The following is a 19,067-nucleotide window of genomic DNA, read 5'->3' as shown; positions in this document are numbered from 1 at the left end:
TTAGAAAATTAAGTGATACTATGGTATAATTTAATATGGTTAAGTCTCGATAAAAGCAAGGAAAAAGTGTATAGAGTGTGTTTTAGGTCCCTATCTCTTGCGACCTAAAAGTTGTTATTAAACTCTTAGACTGTTTCTGGAAAGCTTATGTCGGTTTGAGACAGGAAAAGAAAAAATCTTACTAGCTAGAAAAAAATAAGAAATAAAAAATGACAGAAAAAATTTCCGTAATTATTCCCGTTTACAATGTAGAAAATCAACTCCAGACCTGTCTAGACAGTGTCCTGGGGCAGACCTATCAAAATCTTGAAATCATCCTCATCAATTATGGCTCAACAGACAATAGTGATGCCATTTGCCGTAGCTATGCTGCTAGGGATTCTCGCATTCTCTATTTCAAAAAGGATAATGGAGGGCTTTCAGATGCTCGCCATATTGGTATTCGTCAGGCTAAGGGAGCTTACGTTACCTACGTGGATGCTGAGGATTGGGTAGAGCCGACTTATCTGGAGGAGCTTTATAAGGCGCTCCAAGCTCACAAGGCAGATATCGCAGTAGCCAATTACAGTGTTTATAAGGAATCGGAAGATCGCTTTTATTTTTACATCAAGGATGAAGATTATTACGAGCAGGTGTATTCACCCGCTCAGATTATTGATGGACTCTTTGAAGAAACCAATAACATCAACATCGCCCTGATTTCTGCGACAGGCAAACTCTACAAACGTTCCTTGTTTAATGACTTGCTTTTTCCAAAAGAGCATGCAGGGGAGGATGGCTTTTTCAACCTTAAGGCCTACCTCATGAGTGAGCGTACGGTATACCTCAATAAGGGACTTTATGTATACCGTGAGAGTCCAGAGATGCCATCGGCGACATGGATGCAAGACTGGATGATGACTTTGGTTTATGCCATGGAGGAGCGCTTGGCTATTGTTGCTAGCCATGGTTTCCCTCTGGAAAAATATATGGTTACCTACCGTCAGATGCTAGAGGCTTGTTTGAAAAATGTAGAGGAGCAAGGTCTCACAGATTCTGATGCCTACCGCTCCATTCAGGAAAAATTCCAGGTCTTGAGTTTGGCTCCTCAACGTTATGAGACTAAGAAGCGTGCCATTGTTCTAGCAGCCAACTATGCCTATGTTGACCAAGTGCTTACGACCATCAAATCTATCGTTTTCCATCATCGCAATATTCGTTTTTACTTGATTAACGATGATTTCTCTCAAGAGTGGTTTAGAGGACTTAACCGTCATCTGGCTGCCTTTGGTAGTGAAGTGATTAACTGTCGTGTAGATAGTAGTCAGATCAAGCAATACAAGACCAATAGTAATTATGCTAGCTATCTTCGCTATTTTGTGGCGGACTTTGTGTCTGAGGAACGAGCCCTCTATTTGGATAGTGACATGGTGGTTACAGGTTCTTTAGAGGACCTCTTTACCCTTGATTTGAAGGGTCGCCCTTTGGCTGCTGTGCGTGATTATGCTATTCAGGTTCAAGACCGTCAGGCAATGTTTGATGCAGGTTTCATGGTGATTGATACGACTTATTGGCAGCAGTACAACATGAGACGCCACTTGATTGACATGACCATCGAATGGCATGACAAGGTCCCATTTGCGGAGCAGTCCATTCTAAATATGGTCTTCCGTAACAACTGGTTGCCTTTGTCTTTTGATAACAATTATGCGGTCACCAAGTCCAGTCTAGCTAGCTTCCATTTGCCAAATGGTCAAGACTATCCTAAAGTTCTGCATTATGCCTCACACCGTAAGCCTTGGTTGCCTTTAGCCTGCCAAGCCTATCGTGAGGTCTGGTGGTTCTATGCTCAAATGGATTGGTCAGGGGTAGCTGAAAATGCTGCTTTATTGCCACTTTCAGAGGATATGATTTATCCTAAGGGCCGTCCATTCACGTGTTTGGTCTACACCAACATTTCAGAAATTCCGCATTTGACGGACCTTATCTCGGCTCTTCCTAAGGTACAGTTTAAAATTGCCTCTCGCCAGCATGTGACAGATAAACTGGCCCAATTGATTACCTATCCAAATGTGACGGTTTACTCAGCCATTGCGGGCTTAAACGGGCTAGATTTGGAATTGGTGCGGACTAGCGACTTGCTTTTGGATATCAATCCAGGAAGAAAGGTAGTGGAGATTCTTGATGCCTTTAGGTTTGAAAATAAACCAATTTTAGGGTTTGAGGACCTCAAGTCAACCAAGCATAACCAACAAACCTACTCAAGAGATCGTTGGAAAGAGATGGCTGAGACCATTCGCCAAATGCGTAAGAAGAGCCTGTAATCCTTTGTTTGGATAAGTAGGCTGAAATGGCGTCTCTGTCTCGTTTCAATCGAAATAACATCAGCCTGTCTATGGGCAGGAAATAGGAGTAATAGTGAAAAAAATTAGTCAATCGATAATCACCAAACGTGTCTTATGGACCCTCTTTTTCCTCTTTATTTATTGTTTGGGAAATCAATTGGTTCTACCGTTTGTAGATTTGAAAAATGCAAATATCTTTGGGGGAGCCATCGGTTCCTTGGCTTTCTCTAGTGCAATGATGGGTGGAAACCTCAGGTCCATGTCTCTTTTTTCAGTGGGCTTGTCGCCCTGGATGTCGGCCATGATTCTCTGGCAGATGTTTTCTTTCTCTAAGAAAATGGGCTTGAAAAATCTCCCCATTGAGATTCAGGACCGTAGACGCATGTATTTGGCCCTGGGGATTGCCATTGTTCAATCTTTGGCAGTATCCTTGAATTTACCTATCGTTTCAGGGGTTAATGCTAGTCTCGCTATTTTCATGAATACCATTTTATTGATTGCCGGTACCTTTTTCTTGGTTTGGTTATCAGACCTCAACTCCCTCTTTGGGATTGGGGGCTCCATTGTCATCTTGATGGCAAGTATGATGGCCAATCTGCCTTATCAAATCATGGATAGCATTGAAAAATTAGGTATTGGTTGGAATGTCTTACTTCCTCTGATTCTGTTCAGTTTAGTATTCCTCTATGTTTCAGGGGTTGTGCAGAGGGCTAGATACCGCATCTCAATCAATAAAATCAATATTCATAACCGCTTCAAACAGTATTCTTACTTGGATATTATGTTGAATCCAGCTGGAGGGATGCCTTTCATGTATGCCATGTCCCTAGTCAGCATTCCGCAGTACGTCTTTATGCTGATTCAATTTATCCATCCTGAAAACAAGTGGACCAGCGGTGCCATCAAGGCCTTGACGGTCGGTCAACCTCTTTGGTTGGTTGTTTATCTGGTCATGCTCTTCGTTCTAGGGTTAGCTTTTGCCTTTGTTAATGTCTCTGGTGAGCAAATCTCTGAGCGTATGCGCAAGTCAGGTGAGTACATCTACGGCGTTTATCCAGGTCAAGAAACCAGTGCCTATATTAACCATTTGGTGCTTAGACTTGGTTTCATCGGTGCCCTTTACATGCTCTTTATGGCAGGTGCTCCAATGCTGATAATCTTGGTCAATCCAGATTACCTGCAATTGAGTATGATTCCTGGTACTTTCTTGATTTTTAGCGGTATGATTTACAACGTTAACGAGGAAATGAAAGCCTTGAAGCTTAACACTTCCTACACCCCACTTTTTGAAAATGTATAATATCTCACCCCTCGTGGGGTTGAGAGGCAGGCTGGTGATGCGTGATCGGTCTGCCCCTCAATCTCAAGTATTGTGATGAAAAGACAATGAAGGAGAACTCATGTATTATTTTATTCCAGCTTGGTATGGACAGACGGACGAATTTTGGAAGACGGCCATTGATCCTTGGTACCGTATCCGCCAAAAAATCGAATTTGATGACAGCTTGCACCAAGTTCGTATTTTTCAGGATGAGGATTTAGCTCCTCAGCTTTTGCTTTTGGCCTACCAACCGCATTTGCGTTATTTCCTGCATCGTCATGATGTCTTGGAAGTTGGCTATACGGCTATTTTTGACTTGATTCAGGGCATCACTGATGAAGAAATGAAAAACCTTCAGGTGACAGATTTGGAATGGCCAGAAGGCTCTACCTTTGTTCACACACCATTCGCTATCGTGGTGCAATGCCAACACAAGCGTTATGCCGAGATTGAGTTCGGTTCAGAAGGCTTTATCGGCATGATTCGCTACTATAAGGATGAGCAAATCATTCGTGAAGACATCTATGATGACCGCGGCTTTATTTCAAGTAGTCTTTATTATGAAGATGGACAACCAAGCTATCGAAACTACCTCAATGCCAAGGGAGTTTGGCAGCTTTGTCATTTCTTTGATGGCCGTGGGATTGTAGCCAACCCTCGTACGGAAGGTCGTTTTAATAAGAGTTACTATGGTGACCTTTCAGAAGTTATCTGGGAATTTTTGACTAAATTCTTGGAGGAAAAGGTAGAAGCAGAGGACCGCTTTGTTATCGCCTCAGATTTGCGCCATAACAAACACCTCTTTGACCACTTGCCAGCAGACAACACTAAGATTTTGACTTGGTTCGCAGAACGTAATCAGGATGATAGTATTGACACCTATGCAGCCTTTCTGCCACAAGTGGACTTGTTGATTGCTGACCGTTACGATTACTTGGAGCAACTTCAAGTTGCCTATCCAGAAGAGGCTAAGAAGCTCAAACACATGGCTTCCTTCGATACTCGTTTGGCTTTGGGAACCAGTCAACGTGTCAAAGAGTCTAAGATCTTCTATCAGGTTGACTTTGACCAATTGGATTTAGAGGCGATTTATCAGGTCTTGGCTTTTGTGGCTAAGTATCCAAAGACACAGGTTGAGTTTGGGGCTTTTAATGCCAATCCAGAGCAACTTGCTAGCCTGCAAAATCAAGTGGAAAAAATGATTGAAGAACGATTGAGTCCAGAAGCCTTTGAAGAGGTTGTCGAAAGTAGTGGTGCAGAAAATAAATTGGAAGAAAATAATGAAATCGTAAGCCGATTTTCTTTCCAAGACCTGCGTGACGAGACTGCCCTTATCAAGGCCCTTCAGTTTACACGACTCATTGTCGACTTGAGCAAGGAGCCTAATCGTTATACACAAATTGCAGGGATTAGTGCTGGTATTCCGCAGATTAACCGTGTGGCGTCTGAGTATGTGACCCACCAAGAAAATGGTTATATCTTGAAGCACTTGTCCGATTTTGAAAAAGGGGCTTACTACTATTTGGGACAGTTGAACAACTGGAACCGTTCCCTTATCTACTCGATTGAGAAAATTAAGGAAAACACAGGAGACCGTTTGGTGCAAAAATGGGAAAATTGGTTGAAGGAGGAGCAGAATGACCAAGGATAATCGCCTGAAAATACTACAAGTTGGACCATCCAACTGGTCAGAAATTCAGGAAATTCCTGAAAATATGAAATGGTATTATTGCAATCTTGGTCAGCTTGAGACCTTGCAAGAAACCATCGAAGAAGACGAAATCAAGACTTTCACAGCTGTCATTGTGGACAGTCTTGCAGGTCTTGAAGAATTGATGGCTATTAAAGAGCATTTGATTCCTCACACTATTTTCTTTGATCAAACGATTGAAGTGACAGATGAGATTCTAGCTCAGTTCATCAAGGAAATATGCGCCGTGCCAACTGATTTTTCAAATCAAGGGCAGTTGCTCTTTACCCTTTCAAAAGCGCTCTTTTCAGGGCAGTACGGGGATAAGATGTTTCCTTTCACGACCCAGGTTAACCCCAATTTTACTGGCCAAGTGACCTACCATGGTTATGAAAATGTCATTTTAAATGGTGATTATGGTCAAGATTTCAGTCCTGTCTTGGACTGGACCTATAATGTCAGAGCCAGCAAGGAAAATCCTATCGAGCTTTGGTTGGAATTTGAAAAAGAGGAGACTTGCGAGTGTCGCTTGATTCTTAATCTTTTGCCAGAAGGTTCGGTCGCAGGTATTTTCAAGACCTATATCGTTTCAGAAGAAGAAATGCGCAAGGGAGCCATCGTCCTTGATGAGGACACGACCTTCCTTCTGTCTGCTAGTCTTGAGATGAAAGGCCAAGGTCAGATTACAATCGGTGGGCTCCACCAACGTTTGACTCGTTTCCAATTCGGGAAATTTGTACTTGGTGGAGGAATTCTCCACGATAGCAAGCGTCAGGAAATCAACTATTTCTTTTATCCTGGGGACTTCAAGCCGCCTTTGTCAGTTTACTTCTCAGGTTTCCGTCCTGCCGAAGGTTTCGAAGGTTTCGGAATGATGAAGGGGATGGGAACGCCATTCTTGCTCTTTTCAGACCCTCGTCTCCAAGGGGGAGCCTTCTACATGGGAACTGAAGAACTTGAAAATAGCATCAAGGACACCATCCAACATTACTTGGACTATCTAGGATTTGACAATAGTCAGCTCATTCTCTCAGGAATGTCCATGGGAACCTTCCCATCAATGTACTACGGTGCGGACTTTGAGCCTCATGCCATCATCATGTCTAAGCCTCTAGCCAATGTTGGTACTATCGGTAATCGTGCCAGACTCTTGGCGCCAGAGGTTTTCCCAACAGGAATTGATGTCTTGCATTTGCAGACAGGACGGTTGGATAATGAAGGTGTCGAGGCCCTTAATCAGAAGTTCTGGGATAAATTTGAAAAAGCAGACTTCTCAGATACAACTTTTGGTCTTTCCTATATGAAAGACGAGGATATGGATCCGACGGCCTATGAGGATATTACCAAGTCTCTCTATTACTCAGGGGCTAAGATTCTCAGCAAGGGAACGTCAGGTCGACACAACGATGATTCTTATACGGCGACAACTTGGTTTGTTAATTTTTACCGTATGATTTTAGAAAATGATTTTGGAAGGAAGGAGTAAGAATGTTCAGAAACAAGAAATCAGAAATCTTGTGGGGCTTAAACCACAAAGCCTACATGTATGGCTCAAAAATTGTTAAACGCCAAGATGGTTCTGTGCAATTTTACAATCCTTTGGTGCCATCAGGAACGGAAATCCAGTCTTGGGTGGCCATCCAAAACTACCAAGCTGGTCGTACTCAGCCTGCTCTCCCACTTTTGAAAAAGGGGCACAGCTATGATTTGACGGCCAATCTTGAAGCTGTCCCAACAGGCTCAGTCTTTTTGAAAGTCAGCTTTTTGGACCGTTATGACAATGAAATTAAACAGCTCATTGAAAAGAGTACCCACATGACCTTCGTATACCCTCACGAGGCCTATACCTACCGTATTTCCCTCTTGAGTGCTGGGGTCAAAGAGCTAGATTTCTACAACTTAAAACTGGAAGAAACAGGAGAAGAACATGTTTAAACAACTGAATCCTATTCTCCCTGTTAAGGAGATACTCAAGGAAATTAACGGCCTAGCCGATGAAATGGCTGGTTTGAGCAACCTTGAGTTGAAAAATAAAACGCAGGAATTTAAGGAGCGTTTGGCTCAAGGAGAAAGCTTGGACGACCTCCTGCCTGAAGCCTTTGCGGTTGTTCGTGAAGCGGATAAGCGCGTGTTAGGCATGTTCCCTTATGATGTTCAGGTCATGGGAGGAATTGTCATGCACCAAGGTCATATCGCTGAGATGAATACCGGTGAGGGTAAGACCTTGACGGCTACCATGCCAGTCTACCTTAATGCCTTGTCAGGTGAAGGGGCTATCCTTGTTACGACAAATGAATACTTGGCTATCCGTGACGCCGAAGAAATGGGTCAGGTCTATGAGTTCCTAGGGTTGTCGATTGGTGTTCCCTGTGTGGAAGGCAGCAATGAGATGGAACCGGCAGAAAAGCGTGCTATCTATCAATCAGATATCGTTTACACGACCAATTCTAGCTTGGGCTTTGACTATTTGATTGATAACCTTGCTTCTAACCAAGACGGGAAATACATGCGTCCCTTTAACTATGCTATTGTCGATGAGGTGGATTCTGTCCTCCTTGACAGTGCACAGACGCCTTTGATTATCTCTGGTGCGCCCCGTGTTCAGTCTAACTATTATGGGATGATGGATACGCTTATGACCACCTTGGTCGAGGGTGAGGACTATATCTTCAAAGAGGAAAAAGGTGAAGTCTGGTTGACTACTAAAGGGGCTAAGGCTGCTGAAAATTACCTTGGTATCGGTAACCTCTACGATGAGGAAAATAGCACCTTTGCCCGTCACCTGCTCTTTTCTCTTCGTGCCCACTTGCTCTATAAAAAGGACAAGGACTACATCATTCGTGATGGCAAGAAGGGACCTGAAGTGGTACTTCTCGATAAATCGACAGGTCGTCTCTTGGAATTGACCAAGCTCCAAGGTGGACTCCACCAGGCCATCGAAGCCAAGGAATTAGTGGCCTTGTCACAAGAAACAAGAGCCATGGCTTCAATCACCTACCAAAGTCTCTTTAAAAAATTCAAGAAAATTTCAGGGATGACTGGTACTGGTAAGGTTGCGGAAAAAGAATTTCTCGATACCTATGGTATGAAGGTCATTCAAATTCCAACCAACCGTAAGAAACAACGTATCGACTATCCAGATAAAATTTATGCGACTCTGCCAGAGAAGGTCTTTGCTTCTTTAGAGTATGTTAAGCATTATCATGAAAAAGGCAATCCTATCTTGATTTTCGTTGGTTCGGTGGAAATGTCAGAGCTTTATTCTTCTTTACTTTTACGTGAGGGGATTGCTCATAACCTCCTAAATGCCAACAACGCACCTCGAGAGGCTGAGATGATTGCTGAGTCAGGACAAATGGGTGCCGTGACAGTTGCGACTTCAATGGCTGGACGTGGAACAGATATCAAGCTCGGTAAGGGTGTGGCTGAACTCGGTGGTTTGGTCGTAATCGGTACGGAACGTATGGAAAGTCAACGTATTGACTTGCAAATTCGTGGCCGTTCTGGACGTCAGGGAGACCCTGGTATGTCTAAATTCTTCGTCTCACTTGAAGATGATGTGATTAAGAAATACGGTCCATCATGGGTTCACCGTACCTACAAAGAATACGCCATTAATGATCACATTGAGCCTAAGGAATTGACCGGTCGCAAGTATCGTAAATTGGTTGAAAAAGCCCAAGAAGCTAGTGAGAGTTCTGGTCGTACCTCACGTCGTCAGACGCTTGAATTTGCAGAGAGTATGAACATCCAACGTGAGATGATTTACGCACAACGTGACCGTCTCATCTACCACAATCAAGGTTTGGACACTGTTATCGACGAGGTTCTTGACGATTTCATCGACCAGGCTATGGCTGAGGAAGATTTCTCAAAAGCGGAAAATCTTTACCATTTCATTTTGCGTAATATCAGCTTCCGCATCAATGAAATTCCTAAGGATTTAGACCTCAACAATCGTGAGCAAGTCTTGGAGCTCATCTACCAGTTTGCCTATCGTGAACTTGATGCTAAGAAGCAGGAGTTGAAAACCAAGGAACTTAACGAGTATTTCCAACGCCTATCCATGCTTAAGGCTGTGGATGACAACTGGGTAGAGCAAGTAGACTATCTGCAACAGCTCCAAATGGCTATCGGTAGCCAGCAACTCAGTCAAAAGAACCCTATTGTCGAATATTACCAAGAGGCATACAAGGGCTTCGAAGCCATGAAACGTCAAATCAGAAAGGATATGGTTCGTAATCTTCTCCTTAGTCAGGTGCAAGTCACTAAAAAAGGAGATATCATCAGCCATTTCCCATAAAATAAGGAAATTATGACAGTATATAACATTAATTTAGGTATAGGTTGGGCCAGCAGTGGTGTCGAATATGCTCAGGCCTATCGTGCTAAGATTTTCAGGGAAATGGGGCAAGAAGCAAAATTTGTTTTTATGGACCTCATCCTTGGGGATAATATCGAGCATATGACTAGCAAGATTGGTTTTTCAGACGATGAAATCATCTGGCTCCATAACTATTTTACAGATATCAAGATTGCGCCATCGACCATTAGCCTAGCAGAAATCGAGACCATCTTACCTGCCAATCCTGAGCGCAAGGAAGTTGCTGGTCGCCTCATTCGTTACCATTATCCACAGGATGATATGGTAGTGGCATGTAACCTTCGTGCGATGGACGAAGATGCAGTGGAAACAGTCAGCTATTTTGTCAACGATAAGCTCTTGCGCAAGGACTTTTACTCTTACACCCGTTACTGCAGTGAGTATTTTGCGCCTAAGGACAATCAAGCCAAGGTTTACCAACGTCGTTTTTATAACGAAGATGGGTCTACAGCCTATGACATGATTGTCGGAGACAATAATCAGGATATCTATCGTTTTCCTGATCAGGTTCTTTATGGTAAGCAAGAATTCCTTCGCTATTTCTTCAAACGTCTAGCCCTAACCAAGGATGATGTGGTCATCTTGGACCGTGAAACAGGTATTGGCCAGTTGGTCTTTGAAGAAGCGCAAGCTGCTCGCCTAGGTGTAGTGGTTCACGCTGAGCATTTTAGTGTCAATCAAACTGATGGCAACTATATTCTCTGGAATAACTATTACGAGTACCAGTTTACCAATGCGGACAAGGTTGATTTCTTTATCGTGGCAACTGATCGTCAGAAGGAAATTCTGCAGGAACAGTTCCGTCGCTACACCAACCACGATCCAAAAATCTACACTATTCCAGTTGGAAGTCTTCCTGAATTGGTTGGACAGGACAAGCCACGTAAGCCATTCTCAATGATTACGGCCTCACGATTGGCTCAGGAAAAACACATTGACTGGTTGGTTCGTGCGGTTATCGAGGTTCATAAGACTCTGCCAGATATCACTTTTGATATCTACGGTAGTGGTAGTATGGATGCCAAGTTGCGTGAGATTATTGTCGAAGCACAGGCTGGCGACTATATCCGACTCATGGGGCACGCTGACTTGACTGACATTTATAGCCAGTACGAGGTCTATCTAACAGCTTCAACCAGCGAAGGTTTTGGCCTTACCCTCATGGAGGCGGTTGGTTCAGGTCTTCCGATGATTGGATTTGATGTGCCTTACGGAAATCAAACCTTTATCGAAGACGGGGGCAACGGTTATCTCCTTCCTGTCGCTGAAAATCATGTTGTGGATGTCATCACCAAGTCCTATAAGGATGCCATTGTCCGTCTCTATGAAAAAGGCAATATCGAAGCCATGCGTCAAAAATCTTATGACCTTGCCAAAGGCTTCTTGACCAGTCAAGTCAAGGCAGCTTGGAAACAGTTACTTGAGGAGGTACGCTCATGATATTCTTATGTGATTACTACAATCAAGCCAGTAAGGATCTAGCTTACTCACTTCAGGTAGCAGGCTATGATGCCACAACAGTTGTCATCAATCCAGATGGTTTTCTCCCTCAAGGCGCTCTCTCTCCTTTCACCTATTATGTGGAAGCAGAAGAGGAAACTGGCAAACCACGCTTTTTCAACCAAGTTCCTGTGCCAGCCTTTTGGGAAATTTCAGGGAACAATCAGATGGCGCGTGTGTCTAATCTTACCGAAGAACGTGCCCGCATCACCTACCCAGAAGGTAGCAAGGCTCGTATCGTTAAAAGTGTCGAATGGTTAGACAAGTCAGGAAAGATTCGCCAAGTGGACCACTATAACAAATACGGATTCTGCTTTGCCAAAACCACTCATGATGAGAACGGTCAGGCAGTCTTTACCAGCTACCAAACCAAAGAAGGCGACGAACGTATCTTGGAAAATCATCTCACCAGTGATATTCTCTTGACTCTACCAGGACAAGCCCTTCGTCGTTTCGCCAACCGTACCGAATTTGTTAAAGCCTTCCTAGCTCAGGTCTTTGGTGATATCGATCACATTATCTTTAATAGCTTGGCAACACCTTTCGTCGTCTCATGGACTATGCAAAATAAGGGTGCCACTGATGTCCTTGTCTGGCAAGAGCCACTGGGTGATATCCTACCAGGCAATATGAATGGTATCTTAGAGGATAATTCAGCCAGAGCCAATGCCATCATTATTCCTGATAAGGCGACTTATGAAAAAGCCTTGCCCTTGGTGCCTGAGGATAAAAAACATAAGGTCTTGTCACTTGGCTATGCCTATGACTTCAAGGAAAATCATGGCAAACCTCGTAATGCCTTTATTGCAACTAATTCAGACCAAATTGAGCGTTTAGAAGCCTTGGTTGAGTCACTCCCTGATGTGACCTTCCAGATTGCGGCAGTCACTGAGATGTCCCCAAGATTGCTCTCAATGATGCGTTATTCAAACGTTGTGCTCCATCCAAACGCTAGTCACAAGCAGTTGGACAAGCTCTATCAAGAGTCTGACCTCTATTTGGACATTAACCATCATAATGAATTGTATAAGGCGACGCGAACTGCCTTTGAACACCAATTATTGATTCTGGCCTTTTCAGAAACAGCTCATGGACCTGTCTATACAGCACCAGAGCATATCTATGCCAGTCAGAACTATCCAGCTATGGTTGCCAAGATTAAGCAGGTCCTAAGCGACAATCAAGCCATGCAAGAGGCCATGCAAGCTCAAGAAGCTCAAGCCAATACTCTGACTGCTTCTGAGTTGGCCGACCGCTTACAATCACTTTTAGGAGGAAATCATGTCTAAAAAAGATTTATTCTACGGTGACGTTGAAGGCCGTATGGAAGAACTCAAGCAAAAGCCTATCACAAAAGAAAAAGAAACCAGAGGAGAGAAAATCAACAAGAGCTTTTCAATCATGCTCGGACTTGTTATTATCATCGGTTTGATTTTCACCCTTATTGGTTTGTTGAGGTAGTCTTATGATGTTAGTATTTATGGTTCTAGCAGTGATTCTTTCGGTTGCCCTTATCGTCTTAGTGACCATCCAACCGCGTCAAACGCAGATTTTCTCAACGGATGCCACTAGTAATATCGGTAAACCAAGTTATTGGGCTAGCCAACCGATTCGAAAAATGTTGACCTTGGCTATCAGCATAGCCCTCTTTATCCTCTTACTTATTTTTATGATTGTTTCTTATAAGTAGAGGACTTCCTATCATATAATAGAAAGAAGTATGTCATGCGCGTACATTTTACAAATTTATTTGGCCAGTCCTCACGCAGTGTGGCCTTGATTGCCCAAAATGATACCATGAAGATTGCCAGAGAGCTTGGTGCTAATGAACTAGGAATTTATTTCTATGATAGTAGTCAAGAGCCAGATGGAGAGCTTAATTCTCGCTTTGATGGGATTGTGGCAGGACTGAGCGTTGGAGATATCGTTTTCTTCCAGTCCCCATCATGGAATGGTAGTGAGTGGGATAGCCGATTACTCCGTAAATTCAAGGCTGTTAATGCCAAGACTGTTATGTTTATCCATGACATCCCACCTCTTATGTTTGATAGTAACTACTATCTCATGTCTGCTTATATTGATATGTATAATCTCTGTGATGTCGTCGTGGTGCCTTCTGAAAAGATGCGTGATCGACTGATTGAGGAAGGGTTGACAGTTGAGAAGGTTATCATCCAAAAACTTTGGGACTTACCTCACAGTCTTGATCTACACCAACCTAGTTTCCAGAAGAAGATGATTTTTGCTGGGAACCCAACACGTTTCCCACATATCTTAGACTGGAAACAAACGACCCCTCTCCACGTCTACGCAGATAAACAAGACGATAAGGATTATTCCAAAGTCAACCTCGAAGGCTGGCGAAATAAACATGAGCTTTTGCTAGAACTATCTAAGGGAGGATTTGGTCTGGTCTGGGGAAATTCGGAAAAACCAGAGGACGAGCCTGACTACTATAAGATGAACATCTCTTATAAACTCTCTACTTACTTAGCCGCAGGTCTCCCAGTTGTTGTACCTGACTACCTCTCAAATGCAGACTATATCAAAGAACATGGTCTAGGCTTCGTCGTTTCAAGTCTGGAAGAAGCAGACCGTTGCGTTCAAGAATGTACCGAGGAGCAGTATGCACAGATGGTGGCTAATGCTCGCCACACAGCCTATCTCATTAGTAACGGTTACTTCACAAAGAAACTTTTTATCGATGCTATCATGGCATTAAGCTAATAGAAAAAGGATTATCGAAAGGTAATCCTTTTTTTGCTACAAATCTGAGCATATATCTTGACTTTTATGAAAACCACTCAAATCATTTTCACTTTAGACTTAAGGAGTTAAGAAAGACCTGTCTCTAATTAGGACTAATGTTAAAAAAACACCTGACAATCGACTTGTAAATGTAAAAAAACAGTCCTAAATAATTGATTGTAATTGTTCGAAAATTTACTACAAAACGAATTGTAGAAAAATTTAAAAGTAAAAACTCAGGTCTTTAAAAATAAGAAAACCTGCAGTAAATAGCGTAAAAACAAGTGTTTAAACCGTTTTAAATCTAAAATATAATCAATTATTGTTAAATAACAGAAAATTCAGAATTGCGAAAACCTTACATTTTTTAGAGAAAATGAGACAAAAAAGAACAATTTTTAGTCAACTTGTGTTATATTATAAAATGTAATTTCCAGATTAGGAAATGACTCATATTTTTAGGAGGTAAATATGTTTTTTAGACGTAACGAGGGAGAATTCCGTGAAACAGATCGCGTGACTCGCTTCAAACTTATCAAATCGGGTAAAAACTGGCTTCGTGCTGCAACATCTAACTTTGGACTTTTCAAAGTTGTTAAAGGTGGCGCAGACGCTCCGTCAGTAACAGTTCAAAATGTAGAAGAAAAATCTTCTCTTCTTTCAGGTACAGCTCTTCTTAAAGGGATCGCAGCAGCAGGTGCTGTGGCAGGTGGTGCAGTAGCAACTTACACTGCTCAAGCCGAAGAAACAACTGCACCAGCTATGGAAAGCCAAGCAACTACAAACCATGACGTATTGGCAAACTCTGATGCAGCTGTATTGAGCGCTGCTCCAGTATCTGAAACATTAGCTTCAGAAGCTCCAGCGGTAGCATCAACAAGCCAAGAGTCTACAAGCTCTTCAGTTGACGCTCAAGCAAGCACAGATGCTTCAGTTTCAGTATCACAATCTGTATCAGCAGAATTGTCACAAGCTATCTCAGAATCTGTATCACTTAGCAAAGTGAACTCAACATCTGAAAGCCAATCACACACTGAAAGCAACAGTGGTTCAAACTCAGAATCATCTTCAGCTTCAGAATCAGCAACTTCAACAGCTGCAACTGCATCAGAAACAGCTACTCAAGAAGATGAAAAAACTATCTTGGATCAAAACGTTTCAGAAGCAGAATTGCTTGTAGGTATCGCTAAAGATTACCAAGCTAAGTTGACTGATACAGTAGCTAAAGCTGAAATCCAAACTGCTATCGCAACAGTTCAAGAAGAAGTTGCTAAATCAACAACATTGCTTGCTGCATCAGCAACAAACGCTGCTTACGCAGAACAACGTGAGCGCCTTGGTAACGCTGTTGACAACATGATGACTAAGATCACTGACAACGGCTTCACAGGTAACTCAGTAGTTAACGGTGTTGCAGCAGTTACTGCACAGTTGGCACCAATCTCAACAAGCACTACTGGTAGTGTAGATACTAACCCAGTTATTTCAAATGCTAATGGTGCAACGATTGAAGATGCAGCCTTCAATGAAGCTGGTTATGCTTTGGATCCAAACGCTGATCGTTTCACTTTCGGTGTATGGCAATTCCTTAAAACAAACCACGCTACTGGTGCTAAAACAAACTTTGATTACTACGCTACACTTTCAGTAGACCGTTCAGCAATCACAGGTAGCCTTTCAGCTAACCCAGATGTTTACTTGCGTATCGTTAAGAAGTCTGATGGTTCAGAAGTTTACACTCGTACAATCAAAGCGGGAGAAAGCAATATCTCACTTCCAAGCTACATCACAAACAATAACTCTGATGTAACTAACACTTTGACATACGCAGCTGCTAACGGAACTAATCCAGGTAACGTTACCTTCTCATTGGTAAATGCTAACCTTGAGTATGAAACACTTCAAATCCGTGATACTAACTACCCAGGTAACCAAGGTGAAGACAAACAAAACGTTCAAACTTCTGTTCCTTATGCTAAAGCTGATCAAACAACTTACTATAAAGTCGTTGACAGTAGCAAGTACACAGAAGGTCAAACATACAAACCAACTGGAAATGAAACAGTTCTTGCAAGCTATACTCAAACAGGTCTTGCAGGGCAACAATTCACAGCCTCAGGAAATCGTGATGTTGCTGGTTACAAACCTGTAGCTGCCACAACAGATACAACTCAAAAAACATCAGGTATTCTCGGTAAGGGTGTTGTTGGACAAAAACTTGTCGAACTTCAAGGTGGAGCAAACCACTACTACGTGAAACGTATTTCTGAAATCGTTGATACTGATGGCTCAACTGTAACGAAATTCTACGCCCTTGATCCATCTCAAGTGAACAATTTTGCTACATCAGATATTGGTACTGAAGATGTATCTAAGTACACACTCATCTACACAAGTAAAGTTAATAAGGCTGGTGAAGAGTGGAAGGCTGATGAGACTAAAGTTACAAAAGTAAACAGTAAAAATGGTGACTACTATCTTGAAGTCAACGAAACTGCTGGAAGCAAATCACTCATTATCACTGGTTGGTCGTCTCCTACTGAGACAGATACTTATAAACAAATGGATGGAACTCTACACACTTATCCACGTCCATTCAAAGGTGCTCCAAGCACATCATTGACACCTGCGGGTGCCGGTAACAACAGTTACAACGTTATTGCTGGTAAAGTTCCAGAGATTCAAGCAGAAGGATCTGTAGCAAATGATCCTACAGCTCCAAACGGAAAAGTATACTCTAATTTGAAGGGTTATACTTCATTCTCAAATAACTACTCAATTACATCAGCGGTTAAACCTTCAACTGATGTGAACTATTACTTCGTTAAGATGAATGATTCTGAATCTGCTTCTCAATCGCAATCATTCTCAAACTCTGCATCAAACTCGCAATCCGAGTCAGAAGTAGTGTCTAAATCACAATCTTCATCAGAATCAGAAGTAGCGTCTAAGTCACAATCTGTATCAGAATCAGAAGTGGTTTCTAAATCACAATCAGTGTCACAATCAGAATCAGAAGTAACATCTAAGTCACAATCTGTATCAGAATCAGAAGTGGTTTCTAAATCACAATCAGTGTCACAATCAGAATCAGAAGTAACATCTAAGTCACAATCTGTATCAGAATCAGAAGTGGTTTCTAAATCACAATCAGTGTCACAATCAGAATCAGAAGTAGCGTCTAAGTCACAATCTTCATCAGAATCAGAAGCAGTGTCTAAGTCACAATCTGTATCACAATCAGAATCAGAAGTGGTGTCTAAGTCACAATCTGTATCACAATCAGAATCAGAAGTAGTGTCTAAGTCACAATCTGTATCACAATCAGAATCAGAAGTGGTTTCTAAATCACAATCTGTATCACAATCAGAATCAGAAGTAGTGTCTAAGTCACAATCTGTATCACAATCAGAATCAGCAAGTGCGTCTAAGTCAGCATCTGCATCAGAATCAGCAAGCACATCAGAGTCAGCGTCTGCGTCAGAATCAGCAAGCGCATCTGAGTCAGCATCTGCATCAGAATCAGCAAGTGCATCTGAGTCAGCATCTGCATCAGAATCAGCAAGCACATCAGCTTCAGCATCTGCATCAGAATCAGCAAGTGCATCTGAGTCAGCGTCTGCGTCAGAATCAGTAAGTGCGTCTGAGTCAGCATCTGTATCAGAATCAGCAAGCGCATCTGAGTCAGCAAGTGCATCAGAATCAGCAAGTGCATCAGAATCAGCAAGCGCATCTGAGTCAGCATCTGTATCAGAATCAGCAAGTGCATCTGAGTCAGCGTCTGCGTCAGAATCAGCAAGCACATCAGCTTCAGTATCTGCATCAGAATCAGCAAGTGCATCTGAGTCAGCAAGTGCATCAGAATCAGCAAGTGCATCAGAATCAGCAAGCGCATCTGAGTCAGCATCTGTATCAGAATCAGCAAGTGCATCTGAGTCAGCGTCTGCGTCAGAATCAGCAAGCACATCAGCTTCAGTATCTGCATCAGAATCAGCAAGTGCATCTGAGTCAGTTTCAACTTCAGAATCTATCTCAGTTTCACTTTCACTCTCTGAGTCAACTTCAATTGTTACAAATAACTCAGAATCTGAATCAACATCTTCTTCTGAGTCAGCAAGCGCATCTGAGTCAGCATCTGCATCAGAATCAGCAAGTGCATCTGAGTCAGCGTCTGCATCAGAATCAGCAAGTGCATCTGAGTCAGCATCTGCATCAGAATCAGCAAGTGCATCTGAGTCAGCATCTGCATCAGAATCAGCAAGTGCATCTGAGTCAGCATCTGCATCAGAATCAGCAAGCGCATCTGAGTCAGCATCTGCATCAGAATCAGCAAGCTCTTCAGAATCAACTTCTGTATCTGAATCAGTATCAGCTTCTGAATCTTACTCAGCATCTGCTAGCCTTTCAGAATCTACATCAACTTCAACTTCAGTTTCAGAATCACTTTCAAGCTCTGAATCAACTTCAGTTTCAATTTCTCAATCAATGTCTGAAAGTGAAACTCCTAAAGTTGGTGAAGTAATCATTACTTACATCCGTGAGAATGATGGTAAAGAAATCCAAAAACCACGTCAAGACACACCAAACTCACCATATGACACTCCATATAACACAACTGAGGAAGGTGAAAAACCTAACACAATCAAGACTCCAGATGGTAAAACATACAAGATCGTACCAAAAGGTGACTACCCAGTAGGTAAAGTTGACGGCGATGGACACCTTGAATCATCTGATCCAATTAAAGGTAAAGTTGATAAACCTAAATCAACAATCACTTACGTTTATAAAGAAGTGAAAGGTAATGTTTACGTTCACTATGTAGACACTGAAGGTAAGACAATCAAAGCATCTGTAACAGATGAAAAAGACCAACCAGTTGATAAAGACTACGATACAGTTGTAGACAACCGTCCAAAAGAAATCGAATTCGAAGGTAAGACATACGAATTGGTACCAGCAGGTAACTACACAGTAGGTCAAGTCGACGAACAAGGTCACTGGACAGGTGATGACGCTACAACAGGTAAAGTTATCGAAGGCGACAAGAACGTAACTTACGTCTACAAACTTAAAGAAGATCCAACGAAACCTAAAGAA

The 19,067-nt window shown here is 42.4% G+C and carries 12 protein-coding genes; all 12 read left to right on the top strand.

Features of this window, described 5'->3' with window-relative positions; all coding sequences use genetic code 11:
* Positions 1–209 precede the first annotated feature (209 nt).
* Positions 210–2,303: a glycosyltransferase gene (locus ACT170_RS10555; RefSeq protein WP_444818288.1), complete on the top strand. Its 2,094-nt coding sequence runs from the start codon at positions 210–212 to the stop codon at positions 2,301–2,303.
* Between the two features lie 94 nt (positions 2,304–2,397).
* Positions 2,398–3,624: an accessory Sec system protein translocase subunit SecY2 gene (gene secY2, locus ACT170_RS10550; RefSeq protein WP_014634786.1), complete on the top strand. Its 1,227-nt coding sequence runs from the start codon at positions 2,398–2,400 to the stop codon at positions 3,622–3,624.
* Positions 3,625–3,724: 100 nt separating this feature from the next.
* On the top strand, positions 3,725–5,296 hold the full coding sequence (gene asp1, locus ACT170_RS10545) for an accessory Sec system protein Asp1 (protein ID WP_444818287.1): 1,572 nt from the start codon (positions 3,725–3,727) through the stop codon (positions 5,294–5,296).
* Entirely contained in the window at positions 5,283–6,821 is a 1,539-nt protein-coding gene (gene asp2 / locus ACT170_RS10540; RefSeq protein ID WP_444818286.1) for an accessory Sec system protein Asp2, read from the top strand. The genes asp1 and asp2 overlap by 14 nt, the downstream gene beginning before the upstream one ends.
* 2 nt (positions 6,822–6,823) lie before the next feature.
* Positions 6,824–7,270: an accessory Sec system protein Asp3 gene (asp3, locus tag ACT170_RS10535; protein ID WP_048790133.1), complete on the top strand. Its 447-nt coding sequence runs from the start codon at positions 6,824–6,826 to the stop codon at positions 7,268–7,270.
* A complete protein-coding gene (secA2, locus tag ACT170_RS10530) occupies positions 7,263–9,638 on the top strand; it encodes an accessory Sec system translocase SecA2 (protein ID WP_444818285.1) in 2,376 nt (791 codons plus the stop codon). The genes asp3 and secA2 overlap by 8 nt, the downstream gene beginning before the upstream one ends.
* 12 nt (positions 9,639–9,650) lie before the next feature.
* Complete coding sequence (gtfA, locus tag ACT170_RS10525; protein ID WP_444818284.1) at positions 9,651–11,159, top strand: accessory Sec system glycosyltransferase GtfA; 1,509 nt, start codon at positions 9,651–9,653, stop codon at positions 11,157–11,159.
* Positions 11,156–12,508 carry an accessory Sec system glycosylation chaperone GtfB gene (gene gtfB / locus ACT170_RS10520; protein WP_254734866.1) on the top strand — a complete coding sequence of 451 codons (1,353 nt, stop codon included), beginning with the start codon at positions 11,156–11,158 and terminating at the stop codon, positions 12,506–12,508. Before gtfA ends, gtfB begins: the two co-directional genes overlap by 4 nt.
* Positions 12,501–12,680: an accessory Sec system protein Asp4 gene (asp4, locus tag ACT170_RS10515; protein WP_002883547.1), complete on the top strand. Its 180-nt coding sequence runs from the start codon at positions 12,501–12,503 to the stop codon at positions 12,678–12,680. The genes gtfB and asp4 overlap by 8 nt, the downstream gene beginning before the upstream one ends.
* A gap of 4 nt (positions 12,681–12,684) precedes the next feature.
* Entirely contained in the window at positions 12,685–12,909 is a 225-nt protein-coding gene (gene asp5 / locus ACT170_RS10510) for an accessory Sec system protein Asp5 (RefSeq protein WP_002883546.1), read from the top strand.
* A gap of 35 nt (positions 12,910–12,944) precedes the next feature.
* Entirely contained in the window at positions 12,945–13,946 is a 1,002-nt protein-coding gene (locus tag ACT170_RS10505; protein ID WP_444818283.1) for a sugar transferase, read from the top strand.
* A gap of 492 nt (positions 13,947–14,438) precedes the next feature.
* Positions 14,439–19,067, top strand: a 4,629-nt coding sequence (locus ACT170_RS10500) for an accessory Sec-dependent serine-rich glycoprotein adhesin (RefSeq protein ID WP_444818282.1), incomplete at its 3' end; no start/stop codon positions are given.

This window comes from Streptococcus sp. cx1 (assembly GCF_052384325.1).
Classification (GTDB): domain Bacteria; phylum Bacillota; class Bacilli; order Lactobacillales; family Streptococcaceae; genus Streptococcus; species Streptococcus salivarius_G.
The sequence above is the reverse complement of the archived record's forward strand: the minus strand, read 5'-3'. Positions and strand labels throughout refer to the sequence as shown.

Bases quoted from the DNA above. Each gene is read 5' to 3' on its own strand.
- ACT170_RS10555 (WP_444818288.1), top strand. From the start codon at position 210: ATGACAGAAAAAATTTCCGTAATTATTCCCGTTTACAATGTAGAAAAT.
- asp1 (WP_444818287.1), top strand. From the start codon at position 3,725: ATGTATTATTTTATTCCAGCTTGGTATGGACAGACGGACGAATTTTGG.
- asp2 (WP_444818286.1), top strand. From the start codon at position 5,283: ATGACCAAGGATAATCGCCTGAAAATACTACAAGTTGGACCATCCAAC.
- asp3 (WP_048790133.1), top strand. From the start codon at position 6,824: ATGTTCAGAAACAAGAAATCAGAAATCTTGTGGGGCTTAAACCACAAA.
- secA2 (WP_444818285.1), top strand. From the start codon at position 7,263: ATGTTTAAACAACTGAATCCTATTCTCCCTGTTAAGGAGATACTCAAG.
- gtfA (WP_444818284.1), top strand. From the start codon at position 9,651: ATGACAGTATATAACATTAATTTAGGTATAGGTTGGGCCAGCAGTGGT.
- gtfB (WP_254734866.1), top strand. From the start codon at position 11,156: ATGATATTCTTATGTGATTACTACAATCAAGCCAGTAAGGATCTAGCT.
- asp4 (WP_002883547.1), top strand. From the start codon at position 12,501: ATGTCTAAAAAAGATTTATTCTACGGTGACGTTGAAGGCCGTATGGAA.
- asp5 (WP_002883546.1), top strand. From the start codon at position 12,685: ATGATGTTAGTATTTATGGTTCTAGCAGTGATTCTTTCGGTTGCCCTT.
- ACT170_RS10505 (WP_444818283.1), top strand. From the start codon at position 12,945: ATGCGCGTACATTTTACAAATTTATTTGGCCAGTCCTCACGCAGTGTG.